We start from the raw sequence: 22029 nt of genomic DNA on the forward strand, positions 1-22029 counted from the left end.
TGATTATATATTCGTTTTTATACTATTTCATTTTAATGATAAAACATGATAAAGCCACAAATAACGAGTAGTTGTGGCTTTCTTTATAATTTAATGTAATGAGAATTTTATTATGCTTCCTCAAGTGTACGTTTAGATTTTCTATACGTGTATTTTGGATAAATAGCGCGTTTTGCAAAACGATTGATTTTACCGCTATTAACCATCTTGATGTAAACTTGCTTTGTCACACCAAAGTATTCATAAGTTGATCCATCAAGAAAAGTGATTTCTAGCAACATCCCTTTATGTTGATAATCATCAATACCTACATTAGTAATTGTTTCTGTATAAGCCTCTAAATTTGCTGCTTTAGTTTCTGGAGCCATACTCACTAAAAAGTGGTAGCCATCAATAATACTTCTACTTTGAATCTCAGCTTCTTCCTGTAATTCGTGACCATCTTGAAATTTATCAGGATGCCATTCCTTAACTAAATTACGATACGATTTTTTAAGAATTTTTAAATCGATCTCGTTTTCTATTCCAAAAAGTTTCTTGTATTGTTTTATGCGTTTCATTTCAACTATTGTTTGAGCGCGCGAAAGTACGTCCTATTTTTAAATGAATTGCAATACTTTGAGCTTTAATATTTAATAAATCTTACCAATCAATAGGAAAATAATCCTTCAAAAACTTCCCACACCAATGTTTTCCTGTGTTTATCCCATCAATTAAAGGATCCATAACACGAGCTGCTCCATCTACAATATCTAAAGGAGGCTGGAAATCATGTACTTCAATTTTCTTTTTAGATAATTCAGCTGGATCTTCATCGGTTACCCAACCTGTATCTACAGCATTCATATAAATCCCAGATTTTGCAAAGGTTGCTGCAGATGTGTGCGTCAACATATTTAAAGCAGCTTTTGCCATATTGGTATGTGGATGACGGTCTTCCTTTTTAAATCTATGGAACTTCCCTTCCATCGCAGACACATTAATAATATGTTTTTTACCTGTATTTTCTTTCTTCATGAGATTAGACAAACGGTTACACAATACAAAAGGTGCAACTGCATTTACTAACTGAACTTCAACCATTTCAGTCGTTTCAATTTCACCTAAGGTTAAACGCCAACTGTTTGTTTTTCGTAAATCTACTTGTTGTAAATCTGCATCTAATTCACCTTCAGGAAATACTTCTTTAGCTTGTAAAGCATTATCAAAACTGTACGGGATTTGAGACAATTCCGCAGAAGAACGCAAACCAATTCCTGGTTCTGGACCATGCCATGTCACGGGCAACACATCGTTTTTAGCAGTTTTAGAGGTTGGAATACTCAAATCTGTCAATTCTTGTAAACAACTCACATGACTTTTCAATAAGTCTTGTGCTCTTAGTGGTAATTCTGAAATTGGCCTTTTTTCATGTTCCATCAAGTGGAAATAAAATCCGGAAGGTCTTCTAACCGTCTGCGCAGCATTATTTATCAAAATATCTAATCGAGAATATTGCTGTTCTATATAATTACAAAAAATCTCTACACTTGGGATATGACGTAAATCCAACCCATGAATATGCAAACGATCACTCCATTTGCTATAATCATCTTCTTTAGAAAACCTAATTGCAGAATCTGCAGGAAATCGTGTCGTTGCAATAACTGTTGCTCCAGATCGTAACAACATCAACGTAATATGATAACCAATTTTTAATCGCGAACCTGTAATCACAGCAACCTGATCAGTCAAATCTGTGGTTTGAAAACGTTTTGCATAATTCAAATCACCACAATCTGTACACATCGTATCATAAAAATGATGCAATTTGGTATATACTGTTTTACAAACGTAACAGTTTCTTGGCGATTCTAATTCTGGAGTGTCTTTTTGAGTTTGAGCTGGAGCCAATAATTTTGGAGCAGTAAAAACACTAGCTTCTCGAGCAGAACGAATACCAGTTTCTTTTCGTGCATGCTTATCACGAGCAATCATCTTGCGTTTTATGGCTTTTTTCGCGTCTTTTTTCCGACGTTTATGTTCCTCACGACTTGGTCTAGACAATTGACCAGCGACTTTAATAAGCGCTACTCTCTGGTCTTCTGGGAGTTCATAAAGCTGATTAGAATCCTCTAATATCTTCTGTAAAGTTGTAATACAGAACTCTATGTCATCATTTAAATTAGTCTCACTCATGTCAATTAAATACTCATTTTTATGTCGTGCGCAAGATACATAAGCAGTTTCAAATTGTATCCCTTTTTTTCTTCGGAAATTTTAAATGGTCAAAAAATATCTGCAAAATTATAATTGTAGCTAACGGATTTCAATTCTGGCACATTTCAGAAATAAACCCTAAAAAAATATAACTTGAACTCCTAGCCTTCTCGTCTCAAAACCTCCAAAGGAGAACTTCGCAATACCGTTTGGATGTTGCTCAACCCAATGATAACAACCAACAAACTAATGCCTGGCAAAAACACTAAAAACGGAATCATAGATGGCACAAAAGGTTCATTAAACATCAATAACGCCAAACACAAACTGCCAACTAAAGCCAATAAAATGCCTACCAAACTACCAAGAACACCTAAAAAGAGATATTCTAAAGCAGATATTTTTAAAATTTGTTTGTTTTGAGCACCAAGCGTTCTTAATAATACACTTTCCTTAATGCGTTGATATTTACTTGTTCTAACAGAGCCAATCAAAACAATAATTCCTGTGAGGATACTAAAAAATGCCATAAAATTGATAATCCACGATACTTTATCCAAAATATCTTCAACAACAGTATAGACTTGTCGTAAGTCAATCACAGAAACATTAGGGAAATTAGAAACCAGCTCTCGTTGCAACGTTGCCGATTTATCTTCATTTGGAACTGCAGTTGTAATCACATTAAATTGTGGTGCTTGTTCTAAAACACCTTTCGGGAAAAGAATCGTAAAGTTAGGTTTTAATTGTGCCCAATCTACTTTTCTAATGCTACCAACTTTAGTATTCATGAGTACACCTTGCACATTAAATACAATGTCGTCACCAACTTTTACTTTAGCATCAGAAGCTAAATTATCTGACAATGAAATAAGAATTGGAGCATCTGCTTGTATTTCTGGAGTCCATTCACCTTCTATAATCTCTTCAGAAGTGGTAAGCGAATCTCGATAGGTTGCTCTAAATTCATGACTCAAAATCCAACCTCTAACTTGGCGAGTAGAGTCTAAACGTAATGTATTTACCAATTGATCTTTGATGCTATGCATTCGCATGGTTACAATAGGAATATTATCTAGAATAGGTAATTCTAAACTTTGAATGCGCTTCTCCACAGCATCTTTTTGCTTTGTCTGTACATCTAAAATTATGATGTTGGCTGCATCTGCAGTTTCTGCAACTTCTGTTTTAGACAATAAAATATCCTTGGTAAAATATAAGGTACTTATTAAAAATGTTCCTAAACCAATAGCAACTACTAATACAACAGTTTGATTGTTAGGTCTAAATAAATTCAACAAACTTTGACGTGCTGCAAAACCAAAACGCTTTGGAAAAAATGTTCTAATGCCTTTCATACTCAACAAAGCAATTCCTGCTAAAATAGCAAAGGTTAAGAGTGTTCCTAATACAAATCCAAGCGCATAAAAAATATTGTCCAATAAGATGTAAGAGAATAAAAGTAAGAATAAGGCAATAGCACTACTAACGATAAGTTGTGCTCTTTTTGAACTTTTTGACGGACTTTCGCCAACTCTTAAAACTTCTAATGGTGACACATACCAAGTGTTGATGAGTGGCAATAAAGCAAATAACACAGACATGAATAATCCTAAAAGCACACCTATTAAAACAGGTAGAAATGAAATACTAATCTCGACATCAAAAGGTAAAAATGATTTTAATAGATACGGAAATAACTCTTGTAACGCAATTCCAAATAAAGAGCCTATTAAACCTCCAATGATACCAATACCAGCAATTTGAATTAGAAAAATCAAGAAACTTTGTCGTCTCGTTGCTCCCATGCATTTTAAAACAGCAATCGATTTTAATTTCTCTTTAATATAAATATGTACAGAACTTGCAATCCCAATACAACCTAATAATAAGGCGATAAAAGCAGCTAAATTTAAAAACTTACCCACATTATCATACCGATTCCCTAAACGTTTACTTGTACTTGTATGTGTGTCTAAATCTGCATTTTCGAAATCCAACATCGGATCAATTTTATCTTCAAATGCGTCGAGATCAAAATCATTTGTGGTTTTATAAAAGAACTGATATTCTTTTCTGCTTCCAAATTGTAATAACTCTGTGTCTTCTATATAACGATTCGGAATCACAATAGGTGGCGCAACAGAACTTGAAATGGCATTACTTCCAGGTATGGATTTTAAAGCACCAACGATTGGCAATGTGAGTTCTCCAATTTTAATAGAATCACCAACTTGAATATTAAATTGCAATAATAAAGTCGCATCTACCAAAGCACCACCTACATCTTGATAATTGGTTGCTGCTATTTTAGGTTCGGTATTCATTTGACCATAAAAAGGAAAAGCGCCTTCAATTCCTCTCACTTTAACCAGTTTTGCACCTCCATTTTTAGGAAACGCAATCATAGACACAAAGTTGACTTCGTGAGCATCAGGCTTTAGAGAATCTATAATAGCTTGAGCACGCTCAGTTGGTTCTTGTCTAGTATCAATGGTATAATCTGCACCCATCAAAACTTTAGATTGACGCTGAATATTATCCTTTAAATTTGTACTAAACAATTGAATAGAAACCACAGCAGCAATCCCTAAAACAATAGAACTCATAAATAATAATAGCCTGACTTTACTAGCTTTGGCATCTCGCCATGCCATTTTAAAGAGCCATTTTGTACTTGGATTCATAATCTATGGAGCTCTAAATTACTGTACAGATGTACGTTGGTTAGTTAAAATTTGTCCGCCTTTTAAACGTAAGATTTGCTGGGTCCGGTTAGCGAGGTCCAGATCATGGGAAATGATAACCAAGGTTGTACCTGCTTCTTTATTAAGGTCAAATAAAAGTTTAATCACTTTTTCACCAGTATCTTCATCTAAATTACCTGTAGGTTCATCTGCAAATAAAATAGAAGGTTCATTTGCAAAAGCTCTTGCTAATGCAACACGTTGTTGCTCACCTCCAGAAAGTTGCGACGGATAATGATGCACACGATTTGCTAATCCTACTTTTTCTAAAAGCACCAAACTGCGTTTTTCAGCATCTTTTGCACCTTGTAATTCTAAAGGCACACTAACATTTTCTAATGCAGTAAGGGTTGGCAATAGTTGAAAATTTTGGAATATAAATCCGACTTCTTTATTTCGTAATTGTGCACGTTGATCTTCATTTAAAGTACTTAAATCTTGTCCGCACAATTCAACGCTACCTGCATTTGGTTCGTCTAAACCAGCACATAAACCAAGTAAAGTTGTTTTTCCGCTTCCTGATGGTCCAACGATTGAAAATGTTTGTCCGCGATCTACATCAAAAGAGATGTCATGCAAAACCGTTAATTCTTTGTTACCGCTAGAATATGTCTTTTCTAACCCAGTAATCTTTAATATCTTTGGTGTATTCATTTTAATATAATTGACAACGTATGTCTATGGCTCAAAATAATAAATTGATTGCAAAGTTACCCACTTCAGTGTTACATAAATACTTAAAGTTTTGTTATTTTATATTGGTTTTTTTAATGTTTTCCTGCGGAAATGGGACAACGGAAAAAACGGATTCTAAAAATCAAGATTTAGAAGAGACCAACACAATGCAGCCAACAGAAGTTGCTACCAACAAAACAAAAACCATTTTATGTTTTGGAGATAGTATTACTGCAGGCTACGGTTTAGATGATACTAATGATGCTTTTCCTGCATTACTTCAGCAAAAAATCGATTCTTTAGGCGCTAATTATACCGTTGTTAATTCTGGATTAAGTGGAGAAACAACAGCAGGTGGTAAAAGTAGAATTGATTGGATTTTAAAACAAGACATCTCTATTTTTATATTAGAACTTGGAGCTAACGATGGATTGCGTGGAGTTCCTTTATCTGAAACGCGTTCTAATTTACAAGCCATCATTGATGTTGTAAAGCAAAAAAGTGAAGACACGACAATTATTCTTGCTGGTATGGAATTACCGCCAAATATGGGACAAGATTATACTCAGGAATTCAGAAAAATGTATGCAGATTTGGCACAACAAAATCAATTAGAGTTTATTCCTTTTATTTTGAAAGATGTTGGTGGTATTGCAGGACTCAACCAAAATGACGGTATTCATCCAACAGTAAAAGGTCATCAAATTGTTGCTAATACGGTTTGGGAAGTTTTAGAGCCTTTGGTTAACGCAGACTAATATTAAATTATAATAATTTAAAGAACCGTAATCCTAACTTTCTTCTTTTTCAATCTACTATTATTTAATGTGCCAACCAATTGATCTGCCAGAGCAACAGGAACAGCTACAAAAGCACAATCTGGTTTGAGTTCAATAGTACCCAATTGGTCTTTTTTCAATCCGCCTTGTTTAAAAAATAAACCAGCGATATCACCTTTTGAGATTTTGTCTTTCCGTCCTCCGGAAATGAACAAAGTTTCCCAATATTGCTTTTTATATGGTGCTTTGTTAGAGATGTCTATTGGATCTTTTGCTTTAATGAAGTTGGGTAATAATTGATCTTTCCATTTCAAAATATAAGAAGTCCCTTTTGCATCAACTCTAGCAGTTCTACCATTTCTATGAATGAATTCTTCTTCATGGACTGGCAATTCATAATGAATAATAAATTTCATTTCTGGAATATCAATACCTCTAGCAGCCAAATCTGTAGCGACTAATAATTGACATGTTCCATTTCTGAATTTTATAAGAGCACGTTCTCTGTCTTTTTGTTCCATGCCTCCAGAAAAACAAGCATGAGCAATGTGATTTTTGTCTAAAACAGCACTAACTTTATCTATGCTTTCTCTAAAATTACAGAAGATAATTCCTGGTTCATTACCTATATGTTTTACTAATTCCAACAAGGTTGATAGCTTATTTTTATCGGGAGAAATCACTAGTTTGAGTGCTAGCCTAGATTCTGCTTTTTCTTTTAAATAATTAATGGTAAAAGGATTCTCTAATTCTACAAATTCAGGAACATTAACTGCTTGAGTGGCAGAAGTTAAAATACGTTTACTTAAACTAGGTAAATAATAGAGAATTGCTTTCATTTCTTCCTCAAAACCATTTTCTAAAGACTTATCAAACTCATCTAATATGAGTGTTTTAATATGAGCTTTAGAAAAACGATCATTATCAAAATGGTCTAGAATTCTACCTGGAGTTCCTACTAAAATAGCTGGATTATGTTTGAGTTCAATTTTATCTTTAGACATTGGTCTGCCTCCATAAACTGCATTGACTTTATAACCAGAACCCATAGAACGAATGACTTGTTCAATTTGAATGGCTAATTCTCTAGACGGTACGATAATTAAAGCTTGGATCTCTGAAGATTTAGGGTCTAAGAGATCTAAAAGTGGTAATGCAAAAGCTAATGTTTTACCTGTTCCTGTAGGAGATAAAATAATGGTGTTTGGGCTTGTTTCAATGATTAACAAAGCTTCCTCTTGCATAGGATTCAAGGCTGAAATGTTTAATTTAGCCAGAATATCTTGCTGATTTTTTATATCATTTGCCATTCTATTTCTTTTTAGCTTTTTTTGGTGTTTCTAATTTTGAATTATCAGTACTGTTTTGAGCTAGATAATTAGCTAAAATTTTATCAACAAGTTCCTCTTTTGTTAAATGATGAAAGATGGTTTTAATTTGAGATTTAAAATCTTCGGAAACGTCACGATTAGGCTTCGTTTTAAATATTTTTCTAGCCCACAATAAACCATTATTTTCTTCAATACTTTGAGCATCTGCTTTTTTAAATTCAGTAAAAACAAGACCTAAATCAGCTTCAAATTCTGGAATTTCTTCTACTTCTTCTTTTTGTATGATACTTAATGATAGTCCCTTTGCTCCTGCTCTAGCTGTTCGTCCACTTCTATGCACATAAGCATCATAAGTATCTGGCAAATGATAATTGACAACGTAGGCAACGTCTTTGACGTCAATACCACGAGCAGCCAAATCTGTAGCGACCAAAATATCAATATGACCTTCTCTAAATTGTCCCATGATACGATCACGAATTCCTTGCGTTAAACTTCCATGGATTGCACCAGATGAAAACTTATTAATGGCTAATTTTTTAGCTAGTTTATTTACTGCTGCTTTGGTTTTGCAAAATATGATTCCGCGTTCACCTTCTTTTGAATTTAAAAAATGAAGTAATACTTCTAGTTTTTCAATAGGTTCTACAACAACATATTGATGATCAATACCTTGATGACCAAGTGTAGACATATCTGCTTCCAATTGCACCACATGTTTGGACATGTAATTTTGAACGACTTGTTTTATAGCACCAGATAGTGTTGCTGTAAACAATAATGTACGTCGCGTTTTTGGGATGCCTTTTATAATCGTGTCTACTTCATCTTTTAAAGCGGTTACCATCTCATCAGCTTCATCCAACACTAAATACTTTAAGCTTTTAATGTCAATAGCACCACGTTTAACTAAATCAACCAAACGTCCAGGCGTAGCAACAACAATATGTGTTGTCGTTTTTAAACGTTCTATTTGTGGTTTTATAGGAATCCCTCCACATACTGATGCGATAGAAATGTTTGGACTATTTGCCGAAAAATCTACTAAATTAGTATAAATCTGTTGTCCTAATTCTCGTGTTGGTGCCAATATAAGGGTTTGTACATTGGTGTTTTTTAAATCAACTAACTGTAATAATGGCAAGCCAAAAGCAGCTGTTTTCCCTGTTCCGGTTTTTGCTAAAACAACTAAATCTTCGGTTTGATTAAGAACAACCGGAATTGCCTTTACCTGAATATCTGTAGGAACAGTGATCTGTAAATTGGTTAAACTTTGTTGTAGGTGTTCGTTGATTCCTAAGTTAGAAAAGGATTTAGACATGATATATTTTTCAGCAAAGGTAAGAATACTGTTCGTGAGAAATAACTAAATAGTTGTCATTCCTGCGTAGGTAGGAATCTATTTTTATAAGAGGTGGATTCCTGCCTACGCAGGAATGACAAAATAATTAAAATTTTTCTGATAAAACAATCTAATAACTACGATTGAACTTAGAGTTTAAGACAAAAAAAACCATCAATTAAGATGGTTTTTTTTTGTTATAATAATCTTTTTATTTTTTTACGACACGTACATTTGTAGCAATGGGTCCTTTATCACTCTGTTCTACATTGAAAGTGACTTTATTTTTATCCTTAATTTTATCAATAAGGTTCGATTTGTGAACAAAGATTTCTTCGTCAGAATCTCCAAGGGTTATAAATCCGAACCCTTTTCTAAAATTAAAAAATTTCACTGTTCCTTCCTGTGTCCCTTTACTTGAAACAGCACCTTTACTTGAAACAGCACCTTCGCTAGAACCAAATATTTTTTTTATCCAATTTTTAATCATTACTTCTGTTTTGTATTTTACTTCTTTACACTAACTTATCAATTTAGTTATTAGTGTCAGTTATTAACATTGCTAAAGTCACAAGGTCTTTAGTTTTATTTTCCACAAAGATAAACGTCTTTTATTGCTATACGAGTAGAAATTGAAGTATTACTAGTTTTTTTTGAAAAAAGCACCTAATTAAGCAATACGAGGATTGCCTAAAACTTTAACTTTTATGCTCTTAGAGATAATCATACTGCAAAAACCAAACTTTTCAGTAATAAAACCTAAGCATTTATAAATTCCTACACCATGAATTGGATATTGGTGTACAGTATCTGTAAAATGAACTGCATCAAAATAGTGCCCTTGCTTATCAACAAAGGTACTGAGTCGCATTAATTTGCCTTGTGAGGTTTTATTGTGTCTTGTATTTACTAAATTACCATATATAATAACTTCTTTTTTTACATAGTTACACATTTCTTTAGATGTAATATCGTGTGACATAGGTTCATCAATCAAATCAAAATAACCACATAAAGGAAATCCTAATAGCTCTAACTCATCAAATGCATCTTCAACTGCATTCGTTTTTAAAACAGGTAATTCAAAGTGTTTGTGTTTTGGTTTAAATAATTTAGGTTGCTTGTTTGATGTTTTACTCGCATTGAGTTTAAAAATAGCATGCCATAACAATTCAGACTTTGATTTTTTTGTAAAACGGAAACATCCTATTCTTATCAAAATAGTGAGTTGCTCAATACTAATCGTAACACGATCAATAAAGTTTTCTAAAGATGTATAGCAACCATTAAGTTGACGCTCACTTAAAAACCTTTGGATGACTAATTTTTCTAAATTCCGTAGATAACCAAAACCCAAATAAATAGCTTTAACTAAGACTTTATTTGGATGATCACTGGTGTTAATACATGGTAACTCTATAGTTGCACCTTGCATTTTGGCTTCGTGGATGTAATGTTCTACACTATAAAAACCGCCTCCATTGTTTAAAACAGCGACCATAAATTCAATTGGGAAATAGCATTTTAAAAATAGACTTTGATAACTTTCTACAGCATAAGAGGCAGAATGTCCTTTTGCAAATGCATAACCAGCAAAACTCTTAATTTGATCCCAAACTTCAAATATTAAATCTTCTGTATAACCCTTGTTTTTACAGTTAGAAATAAACTTTTGTTCTACACCTTGAAATTCTTCACGAGAACGAAATTTACCGCTCATACCGCGTCGCAATACGTCGGCTTCCCCTAAAGTTAAATCTGCAAATTGACTTGCAACCTTTAAAACATCTTCTTGATACACCATCACACCATAAGTATCTGGCATAATCTCTAAAAGAATGGGATGTGCATTTTTTCGTTGCTCTGGGAAACGATGTCTTTTAATGAACTCCTCTTTCATTCCTGAGCCAGAAACACCAGGTCTTATAATAGAACTTGCAGCTACCAAACCTAAATAATCTTGGGTTTGTAATTTAATCATCAAACCTCGCATTGCTGGAGATTCAACATAATAAGCACCAATAGCACCACCACTTTTGAGCATATTATTAATCTTTTTATCTGTTTTAAAAGACTCTAAATCGTGTATATCAATTGGAGGTTCATTTGGTCTGTTTTCTGCAATAATATCTAAAGCATCCTTGATTTTAGCTAAACCTCGTTGTCCTAAAACATCAAACTTAAAAATACCAACATCTTCAGCAATTATCATATCAAACTGTACTGTTTGAAATCCTTTTGGCGGTAAAAAAGTAGCTGAATATTGATGAACAGATGCATCGAGAATTAATATTCCTGCGGAATGCACGCTCACATAATTAGGAAATCCGTCAATCAATTTTCCGTATTTTAAGACCAATTGTGAAACATCATCCATTTGATTAAACGGAATATTCCCTTTACTCAACTTATCAATTTCTTCTTTAGGCAATCCAAATACTTTACCCAATTCTCTAACGACTGCTCGATATTTAAAAGTATTATATGTTGCTAAAAGCGCTGTATTTTTAAATCTTCGGAAAATATAATTAGTCACATCCTCTCGGTCTTTCCATGAAAAATCGATATCAAAATCTGGTGGTGAGGCTCTAAACGGATTTATAAAACGTTCAAAGTAAAGATCTAACTCAATTGGGTCAACATCTGTAATACCAATAATATAAGCTACAATACTATTTGCTCCACTCCCTCGACCTACGTGAAAATAACCTTGACTTTTTGCATATGACACAATATCATGATTGATTAAAAAGAAACTAACAAAATCCAAGTCCTCTATAGTGTCTAATTCTCGTTTTAAACGCTCGTGAACTTTCGTCGTTGGTTTTTTATAGCGCTTTGGTAAACCTTCCTGGCAGAGTTGTTTTAGGAGTTTTAAATCGTTTTTAGCAGAATTGGTGTACAACTTCAAGTTTTGTGATTGTCTCTCGTTTCCGAAGTTAAACTGAATCTCACATTGCGACATCAAACGAAGCGTATTGTCTATAATGTGAGGAAAATCTAAAAACTCGAGTTCTAAGTCTTTTTTGGACAATATTTTTTCGTCTTGTTTGCACTCTTCACATTTTGGCAACTTGCTCAATAAACAATTATTAGCAATGGCTCTCAACAGTCTGTGAGCGTTGAAATCACGCTTGTTTCTAATAGTAACGGTTTGCAGTATGACGAGTTTATCCTTGAGTTCTTTTAATTTTGAGAAGCGAAGTTTTCTAATTTCAGCAACAGAAATACCAATAAACTCATAATCCTCAAAAGCAGTCATTTCGAGTTCTAAAACCTGTTCAAACGGATAAATAATAAATGAATTAGAAAGCTTTGGAGCTTTATCTGAAAATTCAATTTTGTCTTCTAAATGATGAGATAATAACTGATTCAACTCTTCAAACCCATTGTTGTTTTTTGCAATCCCAACGAATTGTTGCTTAGCTCCATTTCTAAAATCGATACCTATTATGGGTTTGATAGCATATTTTTTAGACTGTCTAATAAAATTTAAGCATGCAGATGTATTATTGATATCTGTCAAAACCAAAGACGAGATTTCATTGTTTTTAGCAAGTTCTAAGAGTTCTATTTCAGAAAACGTACCATAACGAAGTGAGTAATATGTATGACAATTGAGATACATTATTGTTTTCTATGTGCTAATAATACTGGAGGTTCTCCATTGAACGGGTTTTGAAAACGTCCTATAGTTTTTGCTCCAATTGAGGATGCTCGCATGATGCTTAACTCGCCATATTTTTCTCTTACATGATCCATGGCGTTATATAAATTGAGCATTTCTTCAGTATCATCAAATAGATTAATTTGGTAATTACCGCTTACAATATCTGTCATTTTAACACCTACTAATCGTACTAATAACCGTCTATTATAAAGTTTTTCAAATAACTCTAAAGCAGTAGGAATTATGACATGGTCTGCACTAGAATACGTCATTTTAATTTGTTTGCTATACGTGTTAAAATCTGAATATCTGATTTTTATACTTAATGTTCCTGCTAATTTATTTGCTCTTCGCAATTGAAAGGCTAAATTTTCTGCCATTGCAAAAATGGTAGTTCGCAACTGCGATGTATCAATAGTATCTTTATTAAATGTACGTTCTGTAGAAATGGATTTGCGTTCATGAAATGGGATTAATGGCGAATTATCAATACCATGAGCTCTTTTCCAAATCGTCATACCATTTGCACCTAAAACACTCATCATCATTTCAACTGGCATTTGCTGAATAACACTCACCGTATCAACCCCTAAATTTCTGAGAATTTGATATGTTTTTTCACCTACGGAAGGAATTTTTCTTATGGATAAAGGTGCTAAAAATGATTTCTCAAAACCAGAATCTATCTTTAATTGATTATTAGGTTTTGCTTCTCCTGTAGCAACTTTAGAAACTATCTTATTACAAGACAAACCAAATGAGATTGGCAGTCCGGAGTTTTTTATGATTTTTTGCCTTAATTCTGAAGCATACTTATAAGTACCATAAAATTTATCCATACCTGTTAAATCTGCATAAAATTCATCAACACTAGCTTTTTCAAAAATAGGTACATCTTCTTTTATAATTTCTGTAACGAGATGAGAATATTTGGTATAAATACTAGAATTTCCTTTAATGACAATTGCCTGCGGACACAAACGACGTGCAACTTTCATGGACATTCCAGAATGAATTCCGTACAATCTAGTCTCATAGCTACAAGCAGCTACAACACCTCTATCTCCTATGCCTCCTACTAATAATGGCTTGTTCTGTAAACGACTATCAATTAACCGTTCACAAGACACGAAGAAGGTATCTAAGTCTAGATGTAAAATATTCTTTTGCATTTGGCAAAGTTAACTCAAAATTGTAGCTTTGTTAACTCAAAATTTTAGTTTTATGTCAATTGTTCAAAAAAATATTCAATTCATAAGAAGCCAAAATGGATTATCTCAAAGTCAGTTTGCAGAAGATTTAAATTGGTCTAAGTCGCAAGTTGGTGCTTATGAAGAAAATAGAGCCTTACCATCTATTGAAAAATTGATTCAATTATCTGATTATACTAAAATTCCTGTTGATATTTTGATTCGGCATGATCTAAAAAAATCTGGGAGCTCATCATTTATTGAAATTGGAAATCAGCGTGTATTGTTTCCAATCATGGTAGATAGCGATAATGAAAATTTAATTGAAGTCGTTCCTATAAAAGCATCTGCTGGATATCTGTCTGGCTATGATGATCCCGAATATATTGAGCAACTTCAAAAGATAAAATTACCTTTTTTACCAACAGGTAAGCATAGAGCATTCCCTATTAAAGGAGATTCTATGCTACCAATGAAAGATGGATCATTTGTTATTGGAAGATTTATTGAAGATAGACGCGATATAAAAACAGGAAAAACGTATGTTTTATTAACACTAAATGATGGTATGGTTTATAAACGTGTATATAATAATATTGATTTGAATGATTCTCTTTTACTAATGTCAGACAATAAAACGTACAATGATTATAGTGTACCAATGAACGAAATATTAGAGTTATGGGAATTTACATGTAGTATCAATACGCAAGAATATAGTGAAGAAGAATTAAAATTAAGTAGTATAATGAATATGTTTAACGAGCTTGGAGTTGAATTGAAATCTTTAGAGAAATTGATAAAATGATTTACACTATTATTGATGTTGAAACTACAGGAAGAGAAAATCGTATGACTGAAATATCAATTTTCAAGTATGATGGAACACAAGTAGTTGATGAATTTACGACACTTGTAAATCCAGAAAGTGAGATTCCAATGCATATTACAGCATTAACAGGAATAGATAATCGCTTGGTGGCAGATGCTCCAGTTTTTGCAGATGTTGCACAAGACATTCTCAATATTACTGAAGATTCCACTTTTGTGGCTCATAATGTAAATTTTGATTACAATGTCATTGGTGGCGAGTTTAAGCGTTTGGGTATCGATTTCCGAAGAAAAAAATTATGCACAGTTAGACTTTCAAGAAAATTGTTGCCAGGATATAAATCGTATAGCTTAGGCAAGATTTGTAAAGATTTAAAGATTGATTTGGTTGACAGGCACAGAGCAAGAGGTGATGCTGAAGCGACTGTGATTTTGTTTGAATTATTATTAGCTCAACCTAAAGCTGTAGAGGTTTTTAACGACTTTTTAAATAAAAATTCTAGAGAGGCGACTTTACCTCCAAATTTACCAAAAGAAACTTTTGAAGCCTTGCCAAATTCTCCAGGAATCTATTTTTTTAAGGATAAAAAAGGAAAAATTATTTACGTTGGTAAAGCCAAAGACATCAAAAAAAGAGTGCTGAGTCACTTTTATAGTAAAACAAAGAAATCACTCGACATGGTGAGAGAAACACGAGATATTGATTTTGAATTATCTGGTAGCGAACTTATTGCGTTATTAATGGAAGATGCTGCTATAAAACACAACTTCCCGCTGTTTAATAAGGTGTCAAAAAGAACCATCCAATCCTACTCTATTTTCTCTTATGAAGACAGGAACGGAATTATTCATTTAGCAATCAATAAAGGTCGCTTGGTACACAAGCCTATCGCTACTTTTTTTAATATGAGAGATGTACGATTGTATATGGAGAAAATTTGTTCTCAATATAATCTCTGTCCTAAATATTGCCATTTACAAGAAGCTGTTTGGGAGTGTTCTCATTATAACATCACAGATTGTAAAGGGATTTGTAGAGATGAAGAAACGAGTGATGAATACAACAAAAGAGTGCACAAAGCAATTTATGAGGTTTCAGAAAACAAGCAAGACATCATCTTAAAAGAAAAAGGGAGAAACTCAAATGAAGAAGCCTTTATTTGGATTAAAGAAAATGTGTATTTAGGATACGGATTTATTGACAAACAAGAACAAATCAGCCATCAAGACGATTTACAGTATTATCTCATTAAACAAAAAGATAACATCGATATTCAAAAGATTTTGAAGCATAAAATGTTAGACATATAATATTACAAATCCCTATCTTCACGCATTAATTCTTAGTACAACTATAAGTGCAACAAATAAAAGCCCACATAGATCGAATTGCCACTATCTCAAATGCAGATTGGGAGTTTTTTTCATCCAAATTAAAGCGTCTTGAAATTCCGAAGAAAACGGTATTTTTAAAGCTCAATGAGATAGAAAATCATATTTCGTTTATAGAATCTGGTGTGGTACGTTTATTTATTCCGAAGGAAGATTCAGAAAAAGAAATCACTTTTGGTTTTAGTTTCAAAGACCAATTTGTAAGTGCTTACGATTCGTTTTTAACACAAACACCATCTGCTTATCAATTGCAAGCATTGACTAAAACAACCATTTTAAGCATCACTTACAATGATTTACAAGAAGTATACAAAACCACTCAAATAGGAAATCTTATTGGGAGATTAACAGCAGAACGTCTCTTTTTGCTAAAATCTAAGCGTGAACAAAACTTATTAAATTTAACTGCGGAAGAACGCTATCTAAAGCTTTTTAAAGAGCGTCCAGAATTGATAAAAATCATTCCGTTAAAATACATCAGTTCTTATATTGGTGTTACTGCACAAGCATTAAGTAGGATTAGAAAACGGATATAATCTAATTTTCAGCATGATACCTATTAAATAGCTCAATTTGTTTGGGTTTTGAACGTTTTATGACCTCTTTATTTATGAAAATCTTAAGTCTTTAATTGATTTAGGTTCATTGTTTGGCACGCAACGTGCAAGTATCTTTGTAAAAAAAGTTATGGTTATCGTTATTTTTGTCTTAGTACTTTGGTATGGAGGCTTATTTTTTCAGTCGTTCTTTTTGCATCGTTATGCAGCACATCAAGTGTTTACGATGTCTAAAACTATGGAACGCATCACATTTATTCTTACTTGGATTTTTCAAGGCTCTAGTTATTTGAGTGCTTATGGCTACGGAATCATGCATCGCATGCATCACGCTTATACAGATACAGAAAAAGATCCACACTCACCATCTCATGATGCTAATGTATTTGCCATGATGTGGAAAACTAAAACAATCTATCAAGATATTAATACACAGCGCATTGCTGTAGACGAGCGTTTTACTAAGAATGTTCCGCAATGGAAATCGTTTGACTCCTTTGCTAGTTCTCGTTTATCTAGAGTGCTTTGGATTGGGCTCTACATTTTATTTTTTGCATTATTTGTAACCTCATGGTGGCAATGGTTGTTATTGCCAATAACATTTTTAATGGCTCCAATTCATGGTGTGATCATTAACTGGTTTGGTCATATTTATGGCTATGTGAATTTCAAAATGAAAAACACGAGTAAAAACCTTTTTCGTTTTGATTTTTTAATGATGGGTGAGGGTTATCATAACAATCATCACAAACATGCCAGTCGTGCTAATTTTGGTGTAAAATGGTATGAAATTGATGTCACTTATGTGATTATAAAAGTATTGGATGCTTTTGGTTTAATCCATTTAAAACCAATTAGGATTAAGTCTTAATCTTTTTATCTCTTCGGAAATTTTCAAGTATTGAAAATATCAACTCATAAACACAAATTTCTATTATAAGGATTAATGATCCAGTCTAAAATGTTTTACTTTTGATTATAGTTATAATAATAATATGAGCCAATACATAATTAATTATATTGGCTTTTTTTGTTTTAACTAGAGAGTTAGAATGCTACAATATCTTTTTAAAATCACCAAAATAATCTCTTGTAAATTTAAATTAAATTCTACCTTGGTTCAATATTTCAATTAATAAAATAGAATGGACTCAAATTATAAAGATATTATTGCTAGCGTTTATAATATCACATATATGCTGAAAGATGAAGGAAAATCAGCAACGTATATTCAAGAATTAGCCAATGTAAATCCGTCCTTTTTTGGTGTTCATATGAAAAAAATAGATGGTACAAATTTTGGTATGAGTGATAATTTAAAAAAGTTCTCTATCCAAAGTATTATCGCTTAACCTCGCTTATAAAATTGTTGGAGAGAAACTATGGGAACTTGTGGATGTAGAGCCATCAGGCACAAAGTTTGACTCGCTCCTACTTTTAGAAACGTATCAGAGGATTCCGAGGAATCCATTTGTGAATTCTGGTGCGATTGTGATTTGTGATTTCTAAAGAGCACATCTCGACAATGCAAAAGAGGGTTTTTTGAAGTATGTAAGAGATTTGGGTGAACTACCAGATCTTACCTATTCTGATAAAATAGCCAATTCTGAAAAAGCTACAGGTTACAGAAACATAGCCTTATGTAATTTTATTAAATCCTTCGGAAACATTAAAAACGAGCCAGAAGTCGTACTTGATTTTTATTTTGATATGTGCTCTTTAGAAATGACATGTCGACAACTCTCATACACATTCTCATTTTTAGTAAATGGCGCACGAAAGTTAAGTGACAACAAAAAAATTATATTAAAAAGCAAAACAATACGAATCAATGCTTTAATGCTCACTTGCGGGTTTTACGATGAATCCGGTGAATTCGCCTTCAAGTAGGATTACTTGGAAAAAGTGGTGTTGGTGGTGGCATTGTGGCTTTATATACTAATAACTATACCATAATCATTTGGAGTCCAAGACTAAATAAAAACGGAAACTCCTTCAAAGGTATGAAATTATTTGAAGAAGTTACTACTCACTCTGAGTTGAGTATATTCTAGAATACATTTTTTAAATATTTTCTTCACACTAAACTTATTTAAATTTCTCATATTACAAATAACTATCAATTATTACGAAAAACTCAGATAAGTTTAGTACAACTTTATGTATTAATATCTAGCAGACAAGTCTTTTAGATGGCATATTTCCGAAGAAAAAAGTAGTTCATTGGCGTTTAGTTAACAATAAACGATGTATAAACTTCAATTTAACAACCACAGGCTCTGTAATTACAAATGGATATACATCTGGAACACCCATTGCTCTATTGATACTATTTACAGCAAAAGATAACGGTCTACAGGTTTTAATAATGACATCAAAATCTTCGATAGTATAAGGGTCAAAAGTGACTTTAGTTTTCAATTCTTTTTTCTTTTTAATGGGCTTTACTGTGACTCCAAAAAAGTAAGCAGTTTCTACCATATCCATGATATGTAGATAATGTGCCCAAGTTTCTGCCCAATCTTCCCAAGCGTGAGAGGTTGCATATTTACTAATAAAAGATGTTTCCCATTTGCTTGGTGCTCCTACTTTGTAATACAGTTGTAATGCTTCTCCATAATTAACGCGCTCATCACCAAAAATAGTTCTAAATTCTTCTAGAGCTTTTGGATCTGTATAGATTAACCGATCCCAAAAATAATGTCCAACCTCATGTCTTAAATGTCCAATCAAGGTGCGATAAGGTTCTACAAATTGTTTACGCATTTGTTCTCTTAATACAGAATCTGCTTCTCTTAATAAAATAGTAATCACTCCATTGGCATGACCTGTCATTAAATTAGGATTATTTTGTTGTGCCACGAAGTCAAAACATAATCCGTTAATATCACGCATTTTACTTGGTATAGCTAAGCCTATTTTTTGAAGCTGATAGACTAATCTGTGTTTTGCGACTTCTAAATTTTGCCACTTTTCAAAATTATTTAAATCTGAAAGGTTGGGAATCGTTCTATTAAGTAAACAAGCATTGCAATAGTCTTCTGGACTATCTTTTTTTATAACCCAGTTACAAGCATTAAACTCTATATTTTTACAGTATTTATATGCTTTCTGATTTTCATCGGAAATTAAGTTTTCACTATCAGGAGTAAACGTTAACATCTTGCGACCTTTATCTTTATAACCAGATAAATGTCCGCAATTTTCACAACTATAGTTCTCAAAGAATATAGCATGATTACAATGACCACATCTAAATATTTTCATTTTTGCTTCCGCTCAGGCGGTAATCTTTTTGTTAATTTAAAAGTGCGTAAATGTAGACTATTCGCTATATCTTCTCTATAGAAAGTTGTGTTATTAATTTAGATGTTGCACTCCCTCGAATGCCTCCAGAAACAGGCATTGTATTTTCAGGGTTTGCGCTTGCAGCAATAGGGAAATGTGTGTTACAGGTCAACATCCCATAACTGGGATCAAAGCCAACCCAACCTGCTCCTGGTAGAAAAACATCTACCCAAGCATGCAATTCGTATTTTGGTTCATCCATTTCATAATAGTAATAACCACTTACAAAACGTGCAGCAATACCCTGTTTTCTTAGAAGGTTGATTTGCATCCAAGTCAAATCACGACAAGATCCTTTTTTATGCTTAAAAGTTCTATTTGGTGAAAATGGCGCTCCTACTTGACGATAAACAACCATAAAATCATTGCAAATTTGTTTTGTGAGTGCTGTGAGATATGAAACAGTATTAAAATTACATGATTTTAACAGAGAATCTCCATAGTCTAGCAAATCATCTGAAATTGGTTTTCTCTGTAAGGACGCATATAATAATCTTTTACGAGGTTCGAAGTATTCAAAAGGTATCTCATTAAACTGTGGAGGATATAGAATAAAGTCAAAAGGATTAAATGATTTTATTTCTAAAGTGCTTTCAGCTTTAATAGTAAGTTTTTTTGTTAAGCCATCAAACCAATAAAAATCTACTATATTATTTTCTTCATCTCTTATACGTTTATATCCAATAGGTTTTGAAACCACTGACATTGAAAATTTTTCAACAGTGATACAAGGTGTTTCTCTTGGCTTAAATCTTAAATAATGAGGGTCTAGAAAAACTTCAGAATCAAATTCATATTCTGTATGGTGAATAATCTTAAATCTCATTTTTTTTTTGTATTAAGAATTATCATTCCTTTGAAAGCTAGAATGAAAGCTATTAAATATTCACATATTACTCTATTAAAAATACTTATACATAACCAAAGAAATAGGGTTCAATATTATTGATTCGTATTTCTTTGTTTATCTCTTATTTTTAATTCTAAATTAATTATGCTTCTGAGCTAATGGCTTAAATCAACAGCAAAGAACGACTCATAAATAGCTGAAGAAATATCATTTAATTTTCGTTGAATATCATCTAAGTATTCATGCATTCCTGCGCTAATAATATCATTGATATCTGCGTATTCTAATTGTGATTTCAAGACTCCTAATTGCTTTTGAGCAGTATTACTAAATCCAACCGAACGACCAGATAGAGCAACAAGTGATTGATCTGCACGAATTAAACAAGCTAATATAGATCTAGGAAACTCGGTGTCTAAAATCAAAAACTCTGCAATGTTTGAAGATGTCAACTTTCCGTGTTTTTTACGATACATATCATAAGCGCTTACCGATTTCAACAAAGCTGCCCACTGAATCAAATCTAAAGACGAACCAACCTGCTTTGCAGATCCTAAAAGAAAATGATACTTAGCATCTAAAACACGAGACGTTTTATCTGCACGTTCTAAAACTTGTCCTAGCTTTCCGAAATTCCAGCCTTCATTTCTTGAAATGGTCGCGTCGTACATTCCGTATAATAATTGACAACCGTTTTTAATTTCAGTAAAAAAACCACGAAGATTTTTATCGATGTGATGCTTATTCTCGACACCATCTTTTACCAAATAATACAAAGCATTAATTTGTTCCCAAACCTCTTTGGTGATTTCGGTTCTAACAGCACGTGCATTTTCTCTAGCGTTAGTGATACAATTTAATATAGAATTCGGGTTTTGTCCATCAAATGCTAAAAAGTAAATCACCTTATCTTTTTCCGCAGAATCATTAAGTGACTCGTAAGTTTCCCAATCTCCTGTAATCACGACAAGTGGTTTCCATTGCTCTTTTTCATTAGGCGGTAATTCTAATGAGAGATTATAATTCACATCCATAAAACGCGCATAATTTTCGGCACGTTCAAGATATCTATTCATCCAATATATAGTGTTAGCAACTCTTCCTAGCATAATTTTTGT

The 22029-nt window shown here is 32.9% G+C and carries 17 protein-coding genes and 1 pseudogene; 6 read left to right on the plus strand and 12 right to left on the minus strand.

Translation table 11 applies throughout. The features are described 5' to 3' along the window. Positions 1 to 110: 110 nt before the first annotated feature. The 4 genes from IM744_RS06350 to IM744_RS06365 form a co-directional block, all read right to left on the minus strand. Positions 111 to 560, minus strand: a complete 450-nt coding sequence (locus IM744_RS06350; RefSeq protein WP_194507268.1) for a KTSC domain-containing protein — start codon at positions 558 to 560, stop codon at positions 111 to 113. An 82-nt stretch (positions 561 to 642) separates the two neighbouring features. Then, entirely contained in the window at positions 643 to 2178 is a 1536-nt protein-coding gene (locus tag IM744_RS06355; protein ID WP_194507269.1) for an SDR family NAD(P)-dependent oxidoreductase, read from the minus strand. Positions 2179 to 2360: 182 nt separating this feature from the next. Further along, complete coding sequence (locus IM744_RS06360; RefSeq protein ID WP_194507391.1) at positions 2361 to 4856, minus strand: ABC transporter permease; 2496 nt, start codon at positions 4854 to 4856, stop codon at positions 2361 to 2363. 48 nt (positions 4857 to 4904) lie between these two features. After that, positions 4905 to 5600: an ABC transporter ATP-binding protein gene (locus IM744_RS06365; RefSeq protein ID WP_194507270.1), complete on the minus strand. Its 696-nt coding sequence runs from the start codon at positions 5598 to 5600 to the stop codon at positions 4905 to 4907. A 20-nt stretch (positions 5601 to 5620) separates the two neighbouring features. On the opposite strand from IM744_RS06365, the gene IM744_RS06370 reads away from it, so the two are divergent. Beyond that, positions 5621 to 6379 (plus strand): arylesterase, encoded by a 759-nt coding sequence (locus tag IM744_RS06370; RefSeq protein WP_194507271.1) that lies wholly within the window; start codon positions 5621 to 5623, stop codon positions 6377 to 6379. Between the two features lie 17 nt (positions 6380 to 6396). Here the strand turns inward: IM744_RS06370 and IM744_RS06375 are convergent, their stop codons facing one another. The 5 genes from IM744_RS06375 to dinB all read right to left on the minus strand — a co-directional run bounded on the left by IM744_RS06375 (position 6397) and on the right by dinB (position 13915). Next, positions 6397 to 7710, minus strand: coding sequence for a DEAD/DEAH box helicase (locus IM744_RS06375; protein ID WP_194507272.1), 1314 nt, complete (start codon positions 7708 to 7710; stop codon positions 6397 to 6399). Between the two features lies 1 nt (position 7711). Further along, positions 7712 to 9052 (minus strand): DEAD/DEAH box helicase, encoded by a 1341-nt coding sequence (locus IM744_RS06380; protein WP_194507273.1) that lies wholly within the window; start codon positions 9050 to 9052, stop codon positions 7712 to 7714. 232 nt (positions 9053 to 9284) lie between these two features. After that, the gene (locus IM744_RS06385; RefSeq protein WP_194507274.1) at positions 9285 to 9563 is read right to left on the minus strand and encodes a cold-shock protein; all 279 of its coding nucleotides are present in this window, start codon (positions 9561 to 9563) and stop codon (positions 9285 to 9287) included. A gap of 180 nt (positions 9564 to 9743) precedes the next feature. Beyond that, complete coding sequence (locus IM744_RS06390) at positions 9744 to 12701, minus strand: DNA polymerase III subunit alpha (RefSeq protein ID WP_194507275.1); 2958 nt, start codon at positions 12699 to 12701, stop codon at positions 9744 to 9746. Continuing rightward, positions 12701 to 13915 (minus strand): DNA polymerase IV, encoded by a 1215-nt coding sequence (gene dinB, locus IM744_RS06395; protein WP_194507276.1) that lies wholly within the window; start codon positions 13913 to 13915, stop codon positions 12701 to 12703. Before dinB ends, IM744_RS06390 begins: the two co-directional genes overlap by 1 nt. A 52-nt stretch (positions 13916 to 13967) precedes the next feature. Here dinB and IM744_RS06400 point away from each other — a divergent pair, with 52 nt between their 5' ends. The 5 genes and pseudogenes from IM744_RS06400 (at position 13968) to glsA (ending at position 18767) form a co-directional block, all read left to right on the plus strand. After that, positions 13968 to 14741, plus strand: a complete 774-nt coding sequence (locus IM744_RS06400) for an XRE family transcriptional regulator (RefSeq protein WP_194507277.1) — start codon at positions 13968 to 13970, stop codon at positions 14739 to 14741. Further along, complete coding sequence (locus IM744_RS06405; protein WP_194507278.1) at positions 14738 to 16075, plus strand: exonuclease domain-containing protein; 1338 nt, start codon at positions 14738 to 14740, stop codon at positions 16073 to 16075. The genes IM744_RS06400 and IM744_RS06405 overlap by 4 nt, the downstream gene beginning before the upstream one ends. A 47-nt stretch (positions 16076 to 16122) precedes the next feature. Next, positions 16123 to 16692 carry a Crp/Fnr family transcriptional regulator gene (locus IM744_RS06410; RefSeq protein ID WP_194507279.1) on the plus strand — a complete coding sequence of 190 codons (570 nt, stop codon included), beginning with the start codon at positions 16123 to 16125 and terminating at the stop codon, positions 16690 to 16692. Positions 16693 to 16843: 151 nt separating this feature from the next. Beyond that, complete coding sequence (locus IM744_RS06415; RefSeq protein ID WP_194507280.1) at positions 16844 to 17584, plus strand: acyl-CoA desaturase; 741 nt, start codon at positions 16844 to 16846, stop codon at positions 17582 to 17584. A 274-nt stretch (positions 17585 to 17858) separates the two neighbouring features. After that, positions 17859 to 18767, plus strand: a pseudogene (gene glsA / locus IM744_RS06420) (glutaminase A). Between the two features lie 166 nt (positions 18768 to 18933). On the opposite strand, the gene IM744_RS06425 reads toward glsA, so the two are convergent. From IM744_RS06425 to IM744_RS06435, 3 genes are all read right to left on the minus strand, one after another. Beyond that, a complete protein-coding gene (locus IM744_RS06425) occupies positions 18934 to 19980 on the minus strand; it encodes a zinc-binding metallopeptidase family protein (protein ID WP_194507281.1) in 1047 nt (348 codons plus the stop codon). 64 nt (positions 19981 to 20044) lie between these two features. Next, positions 20045 to 20887, minus strand: coding sequence for a transglutaminase family protein (locus IM744_RS06430; RefSeq protein WP_194507282.1), 843 nt, complete (start codon positions 20885 to 20887; stop codon positions 20045 to 20047). Positions 20888 to 21066: 179 nt separating this feature from the next. After that, complete coding sequence (locus IM744_RS06435) at positions 21067 to 22020, minus strand: alpha-E domain-containing protein (RefSeq protein ID WP_194507283.1); 954 nt, start codon at positions 22018 to 22020, stop codon at positions 21067 to 21069. Positions 22021 to 22029: the final 9 nt, after the last annotated feature.

The sequence above is a fragment of the Psychroserpens luteus genome, from assembly GCF_015319355.1.
GTDB lineage: Bacteria > Bacteroidota > Bacteroidia > Flavobacteriales > Flavobacteriaceae > Psychroserpens > Psychroserpens luteus.